Below are 20,122 nucleotides of genomic sequence, written 5' to 3'. Positions count from 1 at the left end.
TAAGCCTACTACTTACTTGCTATTCCGTAATTCTGGCGGCAGCAGGAAGTCGAAATCACAACCTTCGTCTGCTTGCAGCACGCGTTCCAAGAATAGGAGTCCATACCCGCGATCATACGCAGGAGTCGGCGCTTGCCACTTGGCTTTGCGTTCCCGAAGCGTTTCTTCATCGACCAGTAAATCCAGCTTACGCATGTCGATATCGAGCTCGATCTCGTCTCCTTCTTGCACGAGCGCAAGCGGTCCACCAATGGCTGCTTCCGGTGCCACATGCACAATCAAAGTGCCGTATGAAGTACCGCTGATGCGAGCATCGGAAATCCGCACCATGTCGCGTACTCCCTTCAGCAGCAGCTTCTTGGGAATCGGGATTTGCCCGATTTCCGGCATCGCTGGGGCACCTTTCGGCCCTGCGTTTTTCAACACGAGCACACTGTTCTCATCGACGTCCAGATCTGGATCGTCAATCCGTGCGTTCAGATCAGCCGGCGATTCGAAGACGACGGCACGGCCACGGTGCTTCTTCAGATGCGGCGACACCGCTGTTTGTTTGATCAGTGCACCGTTTGGGGACAGATTCCCGCGCAGTACGGCAATGCCGCCTTGCGGAGCAATAGGCTGATCAAGCGGATAGATCAGCTCGCGATCCGTGACCTGCACGCCTCGCAGGTTTTCGGTAACTGTTTGGCCTGTAACGGTCAAACAATCCCCATTCAGCAGCGGCTCAATCTCCTTCATTAATGAAGGAACACCGCCAGCTTCGAAAAACTCTTCCATCTGATATTTACCGGATGGGCGAACGTTCAGGATGAACGGTGTCGTTGCGCTGATTTCATCGAACCTTTCCAGCGGTAACCGGTAACCAAGTCGTCCGGCAATTGCTACTAAATGGATAATTGCATTGGTTGATCCTGCGCAGGCCATTGTCACTCGAATCGCGTTATCCAGTGATTCCTTGGTAATAATGTCACGAGGTCGAATGTTCCGCCTAACAAGCTCAACGATTTGCTTCCCTGTCTGTTCCGACATGTGCCGGCGTCTGGAATCGGGGGCAGGAATGGCTGCACAGCCCGGCAGTGCCATGCCCAGTGCCTCGGCGATGGCCGCCATCGTGCTGGCCGTGCCCATCACCATGCAGTGCCCATCGCTGCGGCAAATGGCATTCTCAGCGATGGTTAGCTGCTCATCTGAGATGTTCCCAGCTTTATGCTCAAGCGTAAACTGATAACAGTCTGTGCAGGCACCCAACGTCTGACCGTTCAATTTGCCATTCAGCATCGGTCCGCCAGTAAGTACAATCGCAGGAATATTGGCGCTTACAGCAGCCATCAATTGTGCAGGTACGGTCTTATCACAACCGCCGAGGAGTACAACACCATCGATCGGATGCGCTTTGACCATTTCTTCGGTATCCATCGCCATCAGATTTCGCAAAAGCATGGTCGTCGGTTTCACGTAAGGTTCCCCGATCGAAATTGTCGGGAATTCCATAGGCATGCCGCCTGCCTGCCAAACACCGCGCTTCACATATTCCGTCAACTCCCGGAAATGAGAATGGCATTTGTTCAGCTCACTGAACGTATTGCAAATGCCGATAACCGGCTTTTTCAAATCATCATCCGTGTAGCCCATGGATTTCGTGAAGGACCGATGGATAAATCCCCAAAGTCCGGTGTCGTTAAAATATTTTTCACCACGAAGCTTATCTTCACCATTGGCTCCAAGATTGTTGTCCTCATCTGCCATGTTAGTAAATCCTCCCTGCACGTAATCTCGATGTGTATTTACAAATCACAAGCGTTGGCGAGATGACCTCCATCCACAACAAGTGTCGTACCCGTTATGTAGGACGCTTCGTCTGATGCCAAAAATAGAAAAGCATTCGCCACTTCCTCGATCGTCCCTAGCCTACGCATCGGGGTGCGCTCCGTCAGCGAAAGCGTGACTTCCGATTTCTCTTTCAACTCACGATCTAGCGGTGTGTCGATGAAACCGGGCGCTACAGCATTAACACGAATGTTGTTCTGAGCCAAATCAACGGCCATAGATTGCGTTAGCAGTACAACACCACCCTTAGAAGCGTTATAATGGGCCAACAAGGCGCTTCCCGCCAAACCGTTCTTCGAAGCCATATTGACAATGGAGCCGCCAATCCCATTGGCGATCATCATCTTCGCCACCCATTGGCTCAACTGAAACGTTGCATTCAAGTTGATGTTGATCACCTGCTGCCAACGTGAAAGTGGAATATCGACGAATGATTCCCGCGTTGCAATGCCAGCGTTATTGACCAGAATGTCGATTCCGCCCCAGTAAGCCCAAGCTGTTTCGGCTGCCCTCTCCACTTGTACCGAGGAGCTTAAGTCACAGACAACAGTGGCAACATGAGCGACTTGCCCGCGATCCATCGCTTGTCTCCGAATCCTCTCCGCAGATGCTTCCAACTGATCCGCTCGGTAGTCCAGCAATATGACGCTTGCCCCTTCTTGCACGAATGCAGCTGCGATGCCTTGGCCGATGCCTCTGGCACTCCCCGTGATCAATGCTCGTTTCCCTTGCAAACGCACGCGGAAAACCTCCATTCTATAAATAGCAGGAACATCTCATACGTCAGACCGACGAAACCATGGTGCGTTCGTCAGTCTGATCGAAATGAGCAGAACACGAATTGCTAATTAGTTTTCCGATTTGAATTTGATCGTTTTGCCTTTCGCTGTGGACGTGAGCTCTGCATAGTTATCAAAAATCGCTTTGCCGCCGAATTTCGTCATCACTTCTTGGCGATATTGCGGCCAATTGGATGCATCCTTCTCTTTGTACAGGATTTGAACGTGCAGCTCGTTCATGCGTTTGCGCATTGCGCCGATGTCCATACCTTCTTTGACGGTAAGGGCAGTACCCACGGACGGAAGAATTTTGTAAGAGTTGATTTTCTCAACGATTTTCTTATCGCGCTCCGTAACCTTAGGATCAATGATATTCAATCCGAATACTTCTGGTTTACGAGGTGTGAACCATCCGTAGACTTCAATAAAATTGTTATTGTCGACAACGTCTTTTTTGTAGGCATCTTGATTGACTTCGATGTCTTTCCCGTTGCGTTTATAATCAACGTTTTCTTTCCCGTATCGCGTCAACAGGAAGCCTTCTTCACCAGCGAGCCAATCTAGAATTTCAATGGAGCGCTGAACTTTCGCGTCCGAGCTCTTGGAGCTTATCAAGAACGGATTTTGCGGAATCGTTTCAACCCATGTGCCGGTTTTTTCCCACGGATGGAATGGCTCCCAGTCTGCGGTCGTTTGACCTGCTGCCTTTGATTTCATTTGTAGTCCAGCCGGGTTGTTGTCAAATGCAAGGTCTCTGCCTTGGCCGATCACGATACCTGCTTTACCTTGTGCAGCTTTGTCAAAATGCTGGCCATACTTGTTCAGGAACCAATCCGGATCGACAACTTTCATATCCAGCAGTGTCTTAATATCGGTAAGTACATTTTGCATGCGGATATCGGTACGAACATCAATGAACTGATCATTTTCAACATACGTGTCCCCAGCTAAGCCATTTTTCAGGAATTCTGGGAAGTCCATCGACACGCTTGCGCCGCCGCCTGCCGCTGTAAAGCCATACGTATCGTTCTTGCCGTTACCGTCTGGATCATTGAACGTGAAAGCTTTCATGACGTTAACAAGCTCGTCGTAGTTGGTTGGCATTTTCAAATTAAGCTTGTCGAGCCAGTCTTTCCGAATATAGAAGGTACGGTAGTAGCTTGTTTCGTACGGAACAGGGGCACGCTTGAACGCACCTTGTACTTGGTAGGATTTCAACGTTGCTTCCGACACCCAATTTTTAAAGTAATTTGGCATTTTAGCCGGTGTGACGAGCCCCGTCAAGTCTCTCGCAACACCATCTCGGATGTAGTTATTAGAAGGAATACCGTCAGCGTAGAAAACATCAGGAATATCGCCGGAAGCGATCATCGTATTTAATTTATTGGTATAGTCTTGGCCTAGCGGCAAATAAGTCATTTTCAGAGAGACATTGAACTTCTCTTCAATCGCTTTTTTCACGAAGTCTTTATCAGCCGAAGGAAGTTGGGCGCTCGCATCAGCGATAACCATCCAACTCAAGTCTAGCTTTTCCTTCTTCGCTTCTGGACTCGCCGTCGTTGTTGACGTGTTCGCTGGAGAAGATGTCGAACTCTCATCTTTCGAATTCGAGCATGCAGCAAGGACCAGTGAAGATGCTAATAAAACAGTAGTTACTTTTGATAACGTTTTCAAATGAAAGCCCCCCCTGTTCGTTTTAGAAGAATAAGTATGAGAACGAGAATGAAACTACTATCAAGCCATTTTACTTTTGTCAATCATTGGATACGAATCGTTTGCTCGCAAACCGCTGCTGATCTTCTCCCCCTTGCCACCTCCTCGTACTTAATAAGTGAATAAGTGACTCTCCTAACACCATTGCGGCAAAGCCGCTGTTAGACTTATCCTTTGACAGCGCCTAACAGCATGCCTTTGACGAAATATTTTTGTAGAAACGGATAAACGATGAGTACCGGTACGATCGCGACTACAACGGTTGCCATTTTGATGGTTTCTGGAGGCATCGTATTCAAGGAAGATTGGGATATCGCAAGCTCCTGGCTGATAGCTGGTGACACAATCATGTTGCGCAGCACGACCTGTATCGGATACAGGCTGCGATCATTCAAATACATGACCCCGCTGAAGTAAGCATTCCAGTGATTTACCCCGTAGAATAACCCAAGTGTCGCCATAATCGGCATCGAGAGCGGCAGCACAATCCGTATCAATGTACCAATGTCGCTGCAGCCATCCACCTTCGCCGCCTCCTCAATTTCATACGGAAGCCCTTCAAAGAAAGTTTTCATGATCAGAATATTAAAAGAAGATACAAGACCGGGTATGATAAGTGCCCATAACGTATTCATCAGGCCCGTAGCTTTCACAGTTAGATAGACGGGAATGATCCCCCCTGAGAACAGCATGGTGAACACGATCCCCATTAAGACGATATTACGCCCTGGTAAAAATTTCTTCGATAACGGATAGGCCAGCATCGTTGTAATCGCTAAGTTACACGCTGTACCAACAACCGTAACAAATATCGATACTTGCAAGGCTTTGGGCACTGTGTTGCTGGAGAAAATCGTTTTGAATGCTTCGAAGGTGACCGCATGCGGTACGATGACAAATCCGCCGTTCTTCAGCACTTCGGTGTAAGGCGTGATGGACATGATGAAGACAAAGTAGAGTGGAAACAGTGTCGCTAAGCAGAAAAGCCCGAGTACGGTGTAAAGAACGGCATCTACTATTCGGTCTGTTTTCGTTTTCTTAAGTATGAATGGCATAACGATGCCTCCTTTACCAGATGCCGGACCCGCCGACTTTTTTAGCCAGTTTGTTCGCTCCAATCACGAGTACCAGACCGATCACTGATTTGAACACACCCATTGCCGCTGGAACACTGAATTCCATTTGTTCAATACCCCGGCGGAAAATCCAGGTGTCGAGAATGTCACCCACATCGTAAACGCGAGCATTCAGGAATATATATACTTGTTCGAAGCCAGCGTCCATAATGTGCCCAATTCGTAAAATCAACAGTAAGATGAATACCTCGCGAATGCCTGGAAGCGTAATATGCCACATCTGCCGCCAACGACCTGCACCATCAACGACGGCTGCTTCATATAATTCATGGTTGATCGAAGCTAGTGCTGCCAAGTAGATGATCGCTCCGAAACCAGTACTCTTCCAAATATCGGATGTGACGAGCAGCGGACGGAAAAATTCAGAGTTCGTCAGTACATCCAGATCTCCCCAACCCATATCCCGAAAGAATGTTGTGACTAACCCTGCACCGGGTGCAAAGAAAGAGAACACAAGACCATATACAATAATCCAAGACAAGAAATGAGGTCCGTAGGTGATCGTCTGTACGATTCTTTTGAACCAAGGAGCACGAATTTCATTTAAAATGAGTGCCAGCATAACATCCGGGAGCATGTTGAACAAAATACGATACACACTGATCAGAAGCGTATTTCGTACAAGACCAGGGAATTCCGGCGAAGCGAAAATCGTTCGAAAATTATCGAAGCCGACCCATTCACTGCCCCACAGCCCTTTCATGAGGTTATACTTCTTAAACGCGATTACGAGTCCGAACATCGGCACATAGTGATAAACAATGTAATAAGCAATGCCTGGAACCATAAGTAGATACAACCATTTGTAACGAAGAAACGTTTTCCAAACATGCGTGGTCATTCGTCTTCTTCCTGGATGTTCACCGGAAATCGACTTCACACTTGCTCGCATACCCCATCACCTCCTTTATAAGTTGTCAAAGGAATCTGCTGCTCCGGCGGGATTAGGCTGGTCATATCGCACGACAATACCCAAGGATTTCTGTGGCTTTTCAAAACAGCTTTGATACATGATAGGTAACTCGTCGAGTGCGCATTCATTCGTAATCAGTGATTGAATATCAATCTTATGCCCATCTATCAAACGTAAGAATTCCCCCATATTCCTGCCTTCCGTCCATCGCACATAGCCTATCGGGTAATCGACCCCTTGCTGCTCGTACGTTTCCTCGTAGCGGCCAGGACCGCCCGCACGTGAAATATGTACACTCGCTTCTTTCATAAAAAGCAGATCCCGATCAAATTCCGTGCCCGTATCCCCGACAATCACGACGCGACCACGGTCCCGCAGCCAACCAATCGCATCATCTATCATACTAAACTTCCGGTTGCTCGCACAAAGCATAACGGCATCCGCGCCCTTACATGCCTGATCAGATTCTACAGCCTTCTGAAGCTCATCTTGGTTGCGGCAAGCTATTGCCCCAATGGCCTCTAACATACGGCAGCGCTCTTCCATCAGCTCTAGACCAATCACTTTATAGGATGCTGCATGCGCAATCCGGGCGATCACTTGCCCTAAGATACCAAGCCCAGCTATGATAATCGTTTCCCCGAAGCTCAGTTTAGCTTGGCGCAACGCATGTATCGCAATGGCTCCAATACCGACAAATGCCGCTTCCTGCTGTGTCACACCATCTGGCACCGGTACAACCAAATGCTTCGGTACAAGCAGCAGTTCCCTATGAGCCGGTACCCCATAACAGGCTACGCGTTGTCCAGGAACAACATGTGTAACACCTTCCCCAACTTCCATCACAATGCCACTAGCGCTATAACCTAAATTAGCATCCCCATTATTGGTTATCATCATTAGCTCGGTGCCTACACTAACGACAGAATATTCCGTTTTCACTTTGACAAATTGAGGAATCATTTCCGGGTTCGGAAGCTCCAATACTTGCGCTGACCCATTGATGCCCTTTACTGCTCGCATAACCCCCACCCCTTTTCTGGTTTACTTCTGATTTGATAAGTGCACCACAATCTCATTTATTAAATCACTGTGGTTTGTTTCTGATTTATTTTTATTATAGTTAGCCTAGACATGTATTGTCAACACCTTTTTATAATTGAAATCGCTTACAGTGTAAGGTAACATAACATAACTGAATATAAACATCACATATAATTGACATTAAAAAAGAAGCCCATCCTCTAACAGACAGGCTTCTCCGATATTCAAGGCATGATTACATTCCCGTTTCGATGTTTTATTCTATCATTTTCAGCAGGTAGCTCTGACCTGTCTACCCCTTCTTCCACGCAAGCTATCATGAGGAAATAAGATCCTGCTTCCCCTGTTGCGAAAGCTCCTTCCGCTATCTCATACTTACCGCCAGCATAGCGAGAACCCATCGCTCTCACTTTGTTACAGCCGCCACGCATGCTGAAATGTGCTGTCTCTGCATCGATTGCTGAGCTCTTGTAGTCGCCAAAATCCCACGTCATAATACCTGACATATTTTCACGCTTGATAAAAGCCTTATCGGCATTCGTTCCACGGAAAACCGCGCCGCCATCTATTGTGATGGATGAATCCCTCTGGGCAGTCAGATCAGGCGAGAACCCTTCCTCGAATCTCAAACCGGTGTTCTCGAAACCGCCGCCTTGTATGATCACCTCAGGGCACCAGACTTGCATCGGCTTCGCTTCTGGAGAAGCTCCTTTAAACCAAGTATTCAGCAATTCAAGCCGGTCCATACTGCCAATGGCATTCTGATCAACGTTGTGAAATTGGCAATTGCGCATGGTGAAACTCGTCGTGACTGGACGAAACCCGACTTGTGTATTGCCGGGCAGACGAGCGATTTCAGCCCCCTTCGTCATACCGAAGGAACAACCGTCAGCAAGATTGCTTCGCTTCGATCGCGATGAACTCTGCGACAAGGTTAGCATCGTTTCTGCCGTACAGCCCCGCATTTGCAAGCCATCTGCATTCGCCCAAATCGTACCGGAATCCACTAAGCCATCTTTCCAGACAGCGTGAACATCCTCAAGTGTCAGATCGGTAATGCGCTTGTGCGCAACCACACGTGAGGCAACATGCTTCTTCACCGTGATTCGCTTCGCACTATCCCCCCAGGTGGTGCCGCTATTCGCAAACGAAAGTAATCCTGAATTTCCGATAAACGTGAGATCATGCTCGAATTGACCGTGGGTAACAAACGAACCATGTTCATCCCCATCACCGTGGCAGTTCTCCACCATACAGTAAGCCGCACAAGTGAAATCGTTCAAATGTCGCGCGTTACTGGTATGACAATCACGAACATGTCCGTACAAAACATTGAGCTGCTGCGTCAGATAGCCAGTCCCGCCCCAAATCACTTCCTCAGGATTCATCAGTCTACAACGTTCTGTGACAAAATGGGTACAGTAACGCCGCTCGATAACCGGCCAGAATACCTTCGAGGCTGTGATATCGCTGACATGACAATCGACTGCGAACTCGTAAGCAATGGGGTGTGATCCGACTTGATCCCAGTGCTCAAATGGCTTTTCGCTCGTTGAACCATTGTACGGCACGGCCACGCCTATAAAATTCATATTACGCACATGACTTCGTTTGACGGGTTGCATTTTCTTGAATGTTAGTTCCCGCCCTGCCGTAAGCGTCCAACCGAGCTTATAATTGATCCGAATATGACTATCATCAATAATTTCGGTGACCTGAAGCATATAATCCAGCTCGCGCTGCGCATACCCTTCCGGATGATTCTGAATCCTTACAATCCACCAATCTTCCACGGCAAAAGCCGATGCGTCGAGCACCTCTAGCACATCCGTTTGCTCCGGAAGCTCGGCAGAGAGTATGAGTGTTTGCGCGTCACCCGTTGCCTTCCCTTGAAAAAAAATAAGTGCTCCGAACGGGTTGGCCTTCGTATTTAACGCGATCCCTTCTGTCGTGACGGTATGACCGTAAAAATCAAGTTCAATATGACTGCGGTCGTATGTATGCCGTCTAACAAAATTAAGATCTGTATGTGCCTCAATCCGATGAATCGAGCTATCGTTCACCAGTGCATCCATGGCGTCGTCCGCATGCTTGGTCGTGTCGAAAATACCGAACCACCGAAAATCGCCAACGCCCTGATGTACCGTTTTCCAGCGGCCGCTCCCTCCTTGCAGAGGAGCATGGACCGTGCCTCCGTTGTCGGCTTCGGTACAGTTTGAAGACCAGCGAACAAATTTCCTGCCCTCGTCTCCCTTTTGATAATACCCATCAAGGTAGGCAAGTTGTCCATCCTCAATCGTATGAACTTGAACCGCAAACAGCTCTTCTAGGTTGGATACTTGGATCATAGCATGGCCTCCAAAGTCTTAAATTCCTAAACAAAATTCAACCCACCCGCATGTGGAAATGGGACGGGAAACAGTTGATCCAATTGATCTTTTAATCGTTCAGGAACGTTCATCTTAGGCTGTGGATCAAAAAATAGAGCAACAAGCTCCTCTGCATGCAAAGTTGCCTCTTCCCTGTTATCCAACAGCAGAATAGCCCCGCCATTCAATGTTTGTCGAAGGGACAATCGGGCAGCTGCGGCAGGTGCTTTCCCCGTTAAATAAGGCAGCAGTTCGTTAAACAGACGCTCCGGATTCACAATGTGCACGGTGCCATGGTTCCTCATCTTTTTGTACGGAAAAATCGATAAGGCCTGCAGCAGCTTAGTTTCGTGCCACACCACTGGAATTTCTAGGGCTTCCAACTTCTCCGCATGCAAAGCATACGCAAGAATAGATACTACAGCTACCGCGTCGCCGCCCCACTCCACAACAAAGGGAGATTCTTCCCCCATAGCCCTGCCTTCCATCGGTACAGCTACAATGGCATAAGCAGTCATTTGTTCAGATTCGAATGATGCATATACGGCATGCTGCATGTGATAACAACTAGCAATTGCCTCGCTGTTTATCAAAATCGGGAGTTCAGCCACTCCTTGTTCATACCGAACGGTCCGATTCGCTGCTACAGCATGAAGCTGAAACCAATCACCTGCATGGATCGAACGAATGACGGTACCATGTTTGGCCTTGAACGATTGCATCTTCTCATGACTAGCAGACACTACGAATCGGGAAACACTGCCAAAATAATGGCAACCCTCTCGCATATAGAGCGGTCCATCGCCCGAAACGAGCAGCATACTTGCACCAGCCCGTTCAGCATGAGCATACACGTCTCTCAGCATTGTCGATGCGATTTTCTTGCCCCGATAGTTCGGATGTGTACATACGGAACCTAGTGACAGCACGCTCATCCTAGCGGTTTCGACTTGCACCACAGAAGGAACAAGTCCCATGAAAGCGACAAGCTCATCTCCTTCGAATGCACCGAAAGACTGATAGAGACGAGCGTCAAACGCACTCGGAAACGCTTTCAACATAGATGCCTGCTCCGCATCACGAAACGTTTCATCAGAAAGACGAACAGCCTGTTCCATTTCGTCCGGGCGTACATGACGAATCTCAATCATGGATCTCCTCCTTCGTTCGAATTGCAACCCTTTCGAATCTGATTCACTTCTGGTTTAATTATTAAACCAGAATCAACACGTTAAATCCTTTGTGATTTGTTTCAGATTTATTTTTACATTCATAATTAATCAATTCTTAACGCTTGTCAATCTTTTTCTATTCGCATAACGCTGTGCCAATCAATTATCTTCCACGTTCATTTTGTGCAAATATTGTTTTGGCGTACAGCCGTTGAATCGTTTGAACAACTCATAGAAATGTGCCATATTTCCAATGCCGACAGACTCTGCAATCTCATTTACACTGCGTTTTTCGGTAACGAGGAGCCGTTCCGCTGTGGAGATTCGTTTCTGGTTAACGTAGTCGATAAAGGAAGAGCCCATCTTTTTCTTAAAATATTTTGAGAAATACGTGTAACTCATCCCCGCAATTTGACTGACTGCATTCATATCGATTTTCTCTGTCAAATGCTCGTCCACATACGCGACAAGTGCCCGGATCATATCCGCATCCGCTTCCACATGTACGGGGGACGTTAGCAAGTCTCGCGTATCATGCCGAAGCAGCATCAAGAGCAGATGCTTGATATGCATGCTAACGGCGATTTCATAGCCTTTATTCGTCTCCATCACTTCGTCGTGCGTATCCGTGATGATCTGAGCAATCTCCTTCTTGACGGGTTCATTCTCCCTGAAAATGTAATTGAGCTCTTCCAGCGGCTGCAAGATCTCCAAGAAATGTCGATAATACCTCATCATAGCCGGATCGAAATACGGCTGAAGGTCAATGTGCAGCACAATATAGACAAGATCCTTGTCGCTGATCTTGCGTCCTCTATGCAGCTGGGAGGAACCGATCAGCAGCACATCACCAGCTTGCAGTGTGTACACGCGGTTCGGTGTCTGAATTTCGTGGGTGCCCTGCTCGACTAAAATGAATTCAATTTCTTTATGATAATGCCACGCGTTCCCGTACTCCCTTTCTGCTCCCGATTGGGTGAAACGCCAAACTTTCATACATAACGATGGGTTCTGATAGGGGATTGGTTCTTTATAAATGTCCATGAATTCCGAACACCGCACTTTCACTGATGACAAATTTGGATACAAACTGAATAAATGTCCGCATATACGCTAACTCACAATACCTATATCATATTACTTAGTTACACATTTTCATACGATAATATGAGGAGTGAATTTGCATGAAAATAGCGATCGTTGGTTGCGGGGGAATGGGGAACGTACACGCTCACAGCTATATGAACCTGCCTGATGTAGAGTTAACAGGCGTATGCGATCTGGATATTGAGCTAGCACAAGCACTATCCCTTACGACGGGAGCACCTGCTTTTACCTCATTTGAAGCTATGTTAAACGAAGCTGATTTTGATGTCGTCAGTGTGACATTACCAAGCTTCTTACATAAGGAATATACGTTGAAAGCGGCACAAGCCGGCAAACATGTCATATGTGAAAAACCGCTTGCGCTTAACTTAGAAGATGCAGCAGCCATGATCCAAGGTTGCGAGCAATACGGCGTCCGGTTGTTTGTCGGACATGTCGTGCGCTTTTTCCCTGAATATGTGCAAATGAAGCAAGCCATCGATGAGGGCAAGTTAGGTCGAGTCGGAGTGATTCATGCCAAGCGGATCGGCTCACATCCTGGCGATGTTAGACCCTGGTTCAAAGTTGCGGAAAAAAGCGGAGGCGTCATTGCGGATCTCATGATTCATGATCTCGATTTTCTACGTTGGGCCGTCGGCGAAGTGAAGTCCGTGTATGGTTTGAACCAACGTGTGAATGACATTGATTATGCGCTTGTTACCCTCCTTTTTGAAAATGGGGCCGTTGCGAATGTGGAAGCCTTTTGGGGCTACCAGGGACCTTTCCAAACTGCCGTGGAAATCGCCGGAAGCAAAGGCATCATCCGCAGCGACAGCCAAAAAAGCAGCTCACTGCAGATCTGTAAGGCTCCTTCGAATTCAGAAGGCAAACAATTCGCAGAAGTTCCGCAAAGTCCGGGATTCTCCAGTCCATATGATTTGGAAATCGCCCATTTCATTCAGTGCATCCGCGAGGGAACGGAGCCCATCGTTACGGCTAATGATGCCTATAAAGCCTTAGAAATTACAATGGCTGCACTAGAATCAGTGAGGACAGGCAAGTCTGTCCAACTGAATACCAGTCCAACGCCTGAGGAGGAAACAGTATGAAGAAATTAAAAGTAGGTATGATCAGTTTTGCGCACGGCCATGCATACTCTTATCTGGATTCACTCCGAGCGATCTCGCAGGTGGAGGTCGTGGGTATTGCAGACGAGATCCATAGTCGCGTAGAAAAGATTACTACCAAGTACGGAATTCCCTACTTTGCGCAATATCAGGATTTGCTAGCTGCGGAACTGGATGCCGTCGTCATCTGCTCCGAGAACGTACAGCATGCAGAAATTACGATAGCAGCAGCAAAAGCCGGCAAGCATGTGCTTTGCGAAAAGCCTCTTGGCGTTTCGGTCTCAGAAATGGAAGCGATGATTGCCACTTGCAAAGAAAACGGTGTTCAGCTTATGACGGCGTTCCCATGCCGCTATTTGGCCTCGGTTGTGAAAGCCAAAGAAGCGATCGACCGGGGTGAAATTGGGGATATCGTCGCTATTAAGGGAACGAATCGCGGATCACTCCCTTCCGGCTGGTTCCTCCAACACGAGCTATCCGGCGGTGGCGCTTTATTAGATCATACCGTGCACGTCATGGACTTGATGAATTGGATGACCCAGTCCGAAGTGAAAGAAGTGTACGCCTATGCGGCCACGTTATTCAACGAAAACCTCCATATTGATGACTCAGGGATGATCCATGTCAAATTTGCCAATGGCGTAGTCGGCGTTTTAGACACCAGCTGGTCGCGGAATCCCGCATTCCCTACATGGGGCGATGTGACGATGACCATTGTGGGTACGAAAGGAACTCTTTCGATCGATGCTTTTGCACAAAAAAATGAGCTATACAGCATCGATAATGGGAAAGGACAATGGGATTTCTGGGGCGACTCGATGGATGCCTACTTAGTGAAAGCATTCGTTCAAGCGTTGTTGAATGACGAGCAAGTGCCGATCACGGGAGAAGATGGGCTACGCTCAACCGTTGTCGCGTTAGCAGGTTACCAATCCGTGGCGCTAGGACAACCCGTGGCACTGTAAGCGTGACCTAGACGATCTACGCCAGTCTGTAATAATTGCCACACGGCAGAAAGATGCTTTTTCCTGCAGAATATGATACATTTTTCATGAAATAGGAAGTCATCTCTATGAGCGGACCGACCTGCTTATAGAAGAGGTTCGCAAACTCCCTCTCTAAAAAACTATGAAATGAGGATTACCCATGTCTGCAGGCAGAAGCAATGAAGATTTGAAAGAGATTACCTTACTAGGTAATCAAGGCACGAAATACATTTTTAACTATGACCCAACACTCCTAGAAGCTTTTGATAATAAGCATCCCGATCGGGCGTACTTCGTCAAATTTAACTTCCCTGAGTTCACGAGTCTTTGCCCGGTAACAGGTCAGCCGGATTTCGCAACCCTCTACATTTCTTATATTCCTACGATTAAAATGGTCGAGAGCAAATCCCTGAAGCTGTACCTATTTAGCTTCCGCAACCACGGTGATTTCCACGAGGATTGTGTCAATATTATTATGAATGATCTCATCGATCTGATGAACCCGCGCTATATAGAGGTTTGGGGCAAGTTCACTCCTCGCGGCGGCATCTCCATTGACCCGTATTGCAACTGGGGCCAACCCGGAACCAAATACGAAGCCATGGCTGAGCATCGCTTGATGAATCATGATCTATATCCGGAAAAAATCGATAACCGATAAAACAACAAAAGCTTGGTCAATTCCCAGTAGGTTACTGGCGAATGACCAAGCTTTTTTCATGTCGATCGGATCAGCAGATGCATGTTGCTTTTTTCTTGCCGATCCGCCCCATGCTCTCTATTTTACGAATATAATCGGTCGCTAACGGAACTTTACAGGTTGTCTGACCTACATCCACATGAACCTTGCCAATCTCCTCTGCAACTTCCATCGCGGTATCGAACAAGGGAAAACAATAGGCGCCAACTGCGATGACAAAAGTGTTCATCACGTAGCGAACGCGATTTCGTTCCGTATGAATGGTTGTTCGGATCTGTTCAAGTAAGTCGGCAATCTCCGCAATATCCAACTGCTCGTCCGGCGTGATCGAGATGTAATTGGTATAGGTACTCCAACCGCAAGTTGCCATCATTTCGTCTGCCTCTTGCAGCCACTCTCTCGCTAAAACCAGTGCATGGGGGCTTTCAGCAGCGACTCCCGCGACCGTATATTCCGCCAACATGTACCAATAGGCATGTTTTGCCCACGCTTGTAACTCCTGCATCGTCATGGATCTAGGATCAATGGAAAGACCAGCTAGGTACATCGCATCCGTGTTCCCTGTCGCATAAAGTGCGAGAACGAGCTCGCGATCCTTCTTCACGATTTTGACCAGCTTCTTCAGATCGCCCACTTTCACCCCATACAGAGGTTCTTGTGCGCCATGCCGAAGAAAGGTTTTCTTCGTTTGCTCGCTGCCTAGTTCTTCAAGCTTTGCCATCATCTCGTTCAAGGTCATAAGCCACCTGCTAACCATCCATTTTTCCATATTGTAACATAAGTCACAACACCGCGTGAAATGGATGGCTGGCTCCTAATATAACGGGTGTGGATGATACACGGGCGGTTGTGGGTGCGGTTGCTGACAATGCGGGAAAGGCATGATATCTCGGACTTGATCAAATCTGTAGTGCTTGGTCGCAAATTGCGTGTGATACAAATATTCAATGACATAAATTGAACCACCATAGACACTGCACAGAACACCAGATACGCCAGTCCCATCCATGAGGGATATCCCGACGGGTCTGCCGATTAATGCGTAAGCTTTTTGCTGTATAGGCATAGATCATCATCTCCTGCTATACCGTATGCCGGCAAGCGCCCAGAGGTTCGCGATCCTTACAATTTTTCCACACCTACTCGTCCCGAGAAAAAGGTAGCGCCTCCGCCCATATCCGCCACACGATCCGGTGTCAACACATTGACACGGGTTTTGCTGCCTGGTGAATCTGCCCACAGACCTTGACTGACCACAACACCGCGTCGAACATCCTGACCTATGATGACCGTCAGCTCACATTCACCTCGTTCATTCCACACGCGTGCGAGCTCGCCATTGATAAGACCTAACGCAGCCGCATCGTCCTCATGCATATGCAGTTTCGGAATCTTTTCCATGCGGACATGCTTCTCATTATGCGCAAAAGTGGAATTCAAGAAATTATGATTCGGCGCTGGGATGAACATGAATGGCAATTCACTTTCCTGTGGAAGCGGTATGTAGGTCGGCAGAGCCGGGTAACCTTTACTCGCCATTTCAGCCGAATAGAGCTCGATTTTGCCGCTAGGCGTCCGCAACTCCCCAGAAAATAACGGCTTAACGGCTGCCTTCATGAACCCCTTGTCCACTAGGGCCTCATAGGTAATGTTGGCAAGTGCCGGGTTACCTGGATGATCAAGTGCTTGACGAACCATATCCTCATCGCTATCCTTCAGCGCCTCTTCCTCGTAGCCCATCTTCTCTGCAAGCAATCGAAATACATCCACATTCGCTTTACTCTCGCCATAGGGCGCGATCACAGGTAATTGGAGGTGCACATAGTGATGCCAGTAGGAGCGATAGAAGTCCGTATTTTCAAAAGATGACGTTGCCGGCAGTACAATATCCGCATATTTGGCCGTCTCTGTTAGAAACAAATCATGCACGACGGTGAATAAGTCCTCCCGCTCAAGCCCCTCCTTCACCTTATTCGCATGAGGAGCGACTAACGCGGGGTTGGAGTTGTAGACATATAACGCATGTATCGGCGGATCAAGCTCCAGCAAGGCACTGCCCAGCAAGTTCATATTGATCTGGCGGGCTGGCTCCGAACGCAAATCAGGCCGCTGAAGCGCAGGAATATTATGTTCCAAATGGCTGCCATTTCCCTTAATCGCACCGCCGCCTTGATGCAGCCATTGACCGGTTAATGCGGGTAAACAAGCGATCGTCCTTACACACATGCCGCCATTATCATGATGCTGAATCCCGTTCCCTATCCGTATGAACGATGGCGACGTCTGACCATATAACCGCGCAAGGCGGTAGATGTCCTCTACAGGTACGCCTGTAATGGCTGCAACGTTGGCAGGATCGTATTGCTTGACATGCTCTCTTAACTCCTCGTGTCCCACGGTGTACTGTTCGAGGAAGGCCTGATCCGTTAAATTCTCTGCGAAAAGAATGTGCATGATCCCAAGCGCAAGAGCCGCATCCGTCCCAGGCAAAATAGGAATAAACCAGTCCGCCCAGCGGCCTGTATGGTTCTTATGCGCATCAATGACGATGATTTGCGCGCCATTCTTGCGGGCCTTCTCCGCCAGCATTACCTGATGCATATTGGTGCTGACGGCATTGATACCCCACATGATGAACAGCTTCGTGTGGACGGTCTCCTCCGGATCGGTGCCATAGCTGCCGCCCATCGTGTATTTGTAGCCTTCCGTACCGGCTGCTTCGCAGATCGCGTACATCAGTCGGCTCGCGCCCATGCGATGGAAGAAGCGTCGGTCCATGCCTTCGGTCCCGATCCGTCCCATGTTGCCGTAGAAACTATACGGCAAGATCGATTCCGGTCCTTCTTTGTCGATCAGTTCCTTCCAACGAGCGGTAATGATCTCTAGCGCCTCGTCCCAGGAAATGCGTTCGAAACGGCTCTCTTCCCCCTTGGGGCCGACGCGTTTCATAGGATACTGTAATCTTTTATCATCATAGATACGTGCTGTCATGTTGCGAACTTTATTGCATATAGCTCCCTGTGTCACGGGGTGATCAGGGTCTCCTTCTATTTTCACAATCTTCCCGTCTTGTTTATGAAGCAGTAGGCCGCATTGATCTGGACAGTCCAGCGGGCAAACGGCTGGGAAGATCCCTTGTTGTTGTTCGGTCATGGGTGTTTGCATAGCGAGTTCTTCCTTTCACGTTCAATATGTTTACTATATACCGAAATGAAGGGAAGGTAAAAGTAAAAAGCCTGTGGATATGCCCACAGACTTCACGGTTAACTTTTTTTCTTGAGATTTAGTTCTTTCATAATCTTTCGCCCTGTTGGGGTTTGCGCTAAGCCGCCTTTGGCGGTCTCACGATGTTTCTCCGGCATGGCAGTGCCCACTTCGTACATCACCTGAACGACTTCATCGGATGGAATGACGGAGCGGACGCCAGCTAAAGCCATATCGGCTGCGGCCATTGCGTTGACGGCACCGAAGCCGTTGCGTACGATGCAGGGAATCTCAACGAGGCCACCGACGGGATCGCAGATGAGTCCGAGTGTGTTCTTCAGTGCAAGACCAACCGCATGCATCGCTTGTTCAGGCGTGCCGCCGCGCAGCTCGACAAGTGCGCCGGCCGCCATTCCGATAGCCGAGCCGACTTCGGCTTGGCAGCCGCCTTCGGCACCGGAGACGAAGGAATTGTTGGCGATCACATAGCCGATCGCACCGGCGCAGAGCAAGCCATTGACCAGGTGGTCATCCTCCCAGCCAAAACGCTGCTGCGAACTGATGAACACACCTGGGATAATCCCGCAGGAGCCAGCGGTTGGCGTAGCGATAATGCGGCCCATCGAGGCATTGACTTCCGAAACCGCGAGCGCGTAGGCCATCGCTTTGCAGGCCTCTTCGCCGAGCGATGCTTCCGTCGTCGTGAGATAGGAGGCAACCCGCTGCGCATCTCGCCCCGTTAACCCGCTCCGGGAGGTTGTATCCTCGGTCAGCCCTTTGGTGACAGCCTCTTTCATGATCTGATAGTAGGCGCGCATTTTATCAAAAACATACTCGGGCGGCTTGCCAGACTCATGACTCTGATCCGCCAGCATCACTTGCGCTATCGTTAAGCCTTCCGACGTACAAAGATCGGCCAGCTGTTTTAATGTTCGGAATCTCATACGCCGCCTCTTTCCGCAAGATCCACTTTTCGAATGTCGGTAATCATACTTAATTGTAAAAGTTCTTGTAACAGCTCATCTGGAATGGCTGCATCCGTCTCGATGACGGTCATGGCTTCTTGATGGCGCCCTTTGCGATCTAGATCCATGAAGCCAATATTGATATGATTCCGCCCCAATAGTGTGGTTATATCGGCAATCATTCCTGGGCGATCTTGATGAGAGATCACAAGTGTTGGGTAGTTCGCCGTAAATTTCACGTCAAATTGGTCCACATTGATGATTTCCACATTGCCACCACCGATGGAGGCGCCCCTCATGTTGACTTTGCGGTTTTCTGAGGTAAGTACAATACCCACCGTGTTCGGATGATCTGCTTTATCTTTGCTAATGTGAAAAGCAACCTCGACGCCAAGCGTTTCCGCTTCTTCTGCGGCATGAGGGATGCGTGGATCGTCTGTCTCAAAATCCAATATCCCGCCGATCAGAGCGAGATCCGTACCATGTCCGCGATACGTGTCGGCGAATGACCCATACAGCGTGATGTCCGCTTTCAGCGGCCGTTCACCCAGCAGCTGCCCAGCGACGCGTCCTAATCGAATAGCACCCGCGGTGTGCGAGGAGGAAGGGCCAATCATAGAGGGTCCGATGATGGAAAAAACATCTTTAAAACGCATCACACAGCGCTCCAATCCTAAGGTGTTACTTACTATCTTATCCTATTGTATGAAGGGAATATATAAAAGACAAGTCTTTAAATAGACCTTATGATGAGGGGAGAAAGGGCTCGATTTCTGCCCCATTGGAGGGGGGCCGGGGGATGATAGGCTCGGGTTCCGAGCCTATCGCGCGGAGTCGCGATGCTTGGGCTCGGGTTCCGGGCCTATCGCGCGGAGTCGCGATGCTTGGGCTCGGGTTCCGGGCCTATTGCGCGGGGTCGCGATGCTTTAGCTCGGCTTCCGGGCCTATTGCGCGGGGGCGCGATGCTTTAGCTCAGATTCCGAGCCTATCGCGCGGGGGCACGATGCTTTAGCTCGGGTTTGCTCTTCTGTCAAGAAAGTAGACGTCACTAAGTTAAGCCACCCGCTGATAATATAGCTGCTCAAAGAGCGCTGGGGACAT

Annotated in this window: 17 protein-coding genes and 1 riboswitch; of the genes, 3 read left to right on the top strand and 14 right to left on the bottom strand. The window is 48.8% G+C overall.

Annotation, left to right across the window (positions count from 1 at the left end; genetic code table 11):
- Positions 1-12: 12 nt before the first annotated feature.
- The 9 genes from A8709_RS31885 to A8709_RS31845 form a co-directional block, all read right to left on the bottom strand.
- Entirely contained in the window at positions 13-1,746 is a 1,734-nt protein-coding gene (locus A8709_RS31885; RefSeq protein ID WP_065858916.1) for an IlvD/Edd family dehydratase, read from the bottom strand.
- A 38-nt stretch (positions 1,747-1,784) separates the two neighbouring features.
- Positions 1,785-2,567, bottom strand: coding sequence for an SDR family NAD(P)-dependent oxidoreductase (locus A8709_RS31880; protein WP_065858914.1), 783 nt, complete (start codon positions 2,565-2,567; stop codon positions 1,785-1,787).
- Between the two features lie 108 nt (positions 2,568-2,675).
- The gene (locus tag A8709_RS31875) at positions 2,676-4,280 is read right to left on the bottom strand and encodes a type 2 periplasmic-binding domain-containing protein (protein WP_065858912.1); all 1,605 of its coding nucleotides are present in this window, start codon (positions 4,278-4,280) and stop codon (positions 2,676-2,678) included.
- Positions 4,281-4,486: 206 nt separating this feature from the next.
- Positions 4,487-5,374: a carbohydrate ABC transporter permease gene (locus A8709_RS31870; RefSeq protein WP_065858910.1), complete on the bottom strand. Its 888-nt coding sequence runs from the start codon at positions 5,372-5,374 to the stop codon at positions 4,487-4,489.
- Between the two features lie 13 nt (positions 5,375-5,387).
- Positions 5,388-6,347 (bottom strand): ABC transporter permease, encoded by a 960-nt coding sequence (locus A8709_RS31865; RefSeq protein ID WP_065858908.1) that lies wholly within the window; start codon positions 6,345-6,347, stop codon positions 5,388-5,390.
- A gap of 15 nt (positions 6,348-6,362) precedes the next feature.
- Positions 6,363-7,391: a zinc-dependent alcohol dehydrogenase gene (locus tag A8709_RS31860; protein WP_065858906.1), complete on the bottom strand. Its 1,029-nt coding sequence runs from the start codon at positions 7,389-7,391 to the stop codon at positions 6,363-6,365.
- Positions 7,392-7,636: 245 nt separating this feature from the next.
- Positions 7,637-9,760: a hypothetical protein gene (locus A8709_RS31855; protein WP_084225687.1), complete on the bottom strand. Its 2,124-nt coding sequence runs from the start codon at positions 9,758-9,760 to the stop codon at positions 7,637-7,639.
- Between the two features lie 26 nt (positions 9,761-9,786).
- Complete coding sequence (locus tag A8709_RS31850) at positions 9,787-10,932, bottom strand: GNAT family N-acetyltransferase (RefSeq protein WP_065858904.1); 1,146 nt, start codon at positions 10,930-10,932, stop codon at positions 9,787-9,789.
- Between the two features lie 180 nt (positions 10,933-11,112).
- The gene (locus A8709_RS31845; RefSeq protein WP_244163372.1) at positions 11,113-11,949 is read right to left on the bottom strand and encodes a helix-turn-helix domain-containing protein; all 837 of its coding nucleotides are present in this window, start codon (positions 11,947-11,949) and stop codon (positions 11,113-11,115) included.
- A gap of 188 nt (positions 11,950-12,137) precedes the next feature.
- Between A8709_RS31845 and A8709_RS31840 the strand changes: the two genes are divergently transcribed.
- The 3 genes from A8709_RS31840 (at position 12,138) to queF (ending at position 14,813) form a co-directional block, all read left to right on the top strand.
- The gene (locus A8709_RS31840; RefSeq protein WP_065858900.1) at positions 12,138-13,148 is read left to right on the top strand and encodes a Gfo/Idh/MocA family protein; all 1,011 of its coding nucleotides are present in this window, start codon (positions 12,138-12,140) and stop codon (positions 13,146-13,148) included.
- Positions 13,145-14,131 (top strand): Gfo/Idh/MocA family protein, encoded by a 987-nt coding sequence (locus A8709_RS31835; protein ID WP_065858897.1) that lies wholly within the window; start codon positions 13,145-13,147, stop codon positions 14,129-14,131. Before A8709_RS31840 ends, A8709_RS31835 begins: the two co-directional genes overlap by 4 nt.
- 127 nt (positions 14,132-14,258) lie before the next feature.
- Positions 14,259-14,302: riboswitch (PreQ1 riboswitch) on the top strand.
- Between the two features lie 10 nt (positions 14,303-14,312).
- Positions 14,313-14,813 carry a preQ(1) synthase gene (queF, locus tag A8709_RS31830; RefSeq protein WP_065858896.1) on the top strand — a complete coding sequence of 167 codons (501 nt, stop codon included), beginning with the start codon at positions 14,313-14,315 and terminating at the stop codon, positions 14,811-14,813.
- Between the two features lie 70 nt (positions 14,814-14,883).
- On the opposite strand, the gene A8709_RS31825 is transcribed toward queF, so the two are convergent.
- The 5 genes from A8709_RS31825 to sdaAB all read right to left on the bottom strand — a co-directional run bounded on the left by A8709_RS31825 (position 14,884) and on the right by sdaAB (position 19,677).
- Positions 14,884-15,591, bottom strand: coding sequence for a DNA alkylation repair protein (locus A8709_RS31825; RefSeq protein WP_065858894.1), 708 nt, complete (start codon positions 15,589-15,591; stop codon positions 14,884-14,886).
- 75 nt (positions 15,592-15,666) lie between these two features.
- Entirely contained in the window at positions 15,667-15,918 is a 252-nt protein-coding gene (locus tag A8709_RS31820) for a hypothetical protein (RefSeq protein WP_065858892.1), read from the bottom strand.
- A gap of 56 nt (positions 15,919-15,974) precedes the next feature.
- On the bottom strand, positions 15,975-18,017 hold the full coding sequence (locus tag A8709_RS31815) for a molybdopterin-containing oxidoreductase family protein (protein ID WP_244163371.1): 2,043 nt from the start codon (positions 18,015-18,017) through the stop codon (positions 15,975-15,977).
- A 98-nt stretch (positions 18,018-18,115) separates the two neighbouring features.
- Positions 18,116-19,000: an L-serine ammonia-lyase, iron-sulfur-dependent, subunit alpha gene (sdaAA, locus tag A8709_RS31810; protein ID WP_065858890.1), complete on the bottom strand. Its 885-nt coding sequence runs from the start codon at positions 18,998-19,000 to the stop codon at positions 18,116-18,118.
- Positions 18,997-19,677 carry an L-serine ammonia-lyase, iron-sulfur-dependent subunit beta gene (gene sdaAB, locus A8709_RS31805; RefSeq protein WP_065858889.1) on the bottom strand — a complete coding sequence of 227 codons (681 nt, stop codon included), beginning with the start codon at positions 19,675-19,677 and terminating at the stop codon, positions 18,997-18,999. The genes sdaAA and sdaAB overlap by 4 nt, the downstream gene beginning before the upstream one ends.
- Between the last annotated feature and the right edge of the window lie 445 nt (positions 19,678-20,122).

Source organism: Paenibacillus pectinilyticus, from assembly GCF_001700435.1.
GTDB lineage: Bacteria > Bacillota > Bacilli > Paenibacillales > NBRC-103111 > Paenibacillus_E > Paenibacillus_E pectinilyticus.
This window is presented reverse-complemented; position numbering and strand designations above follow the sequence as displayed.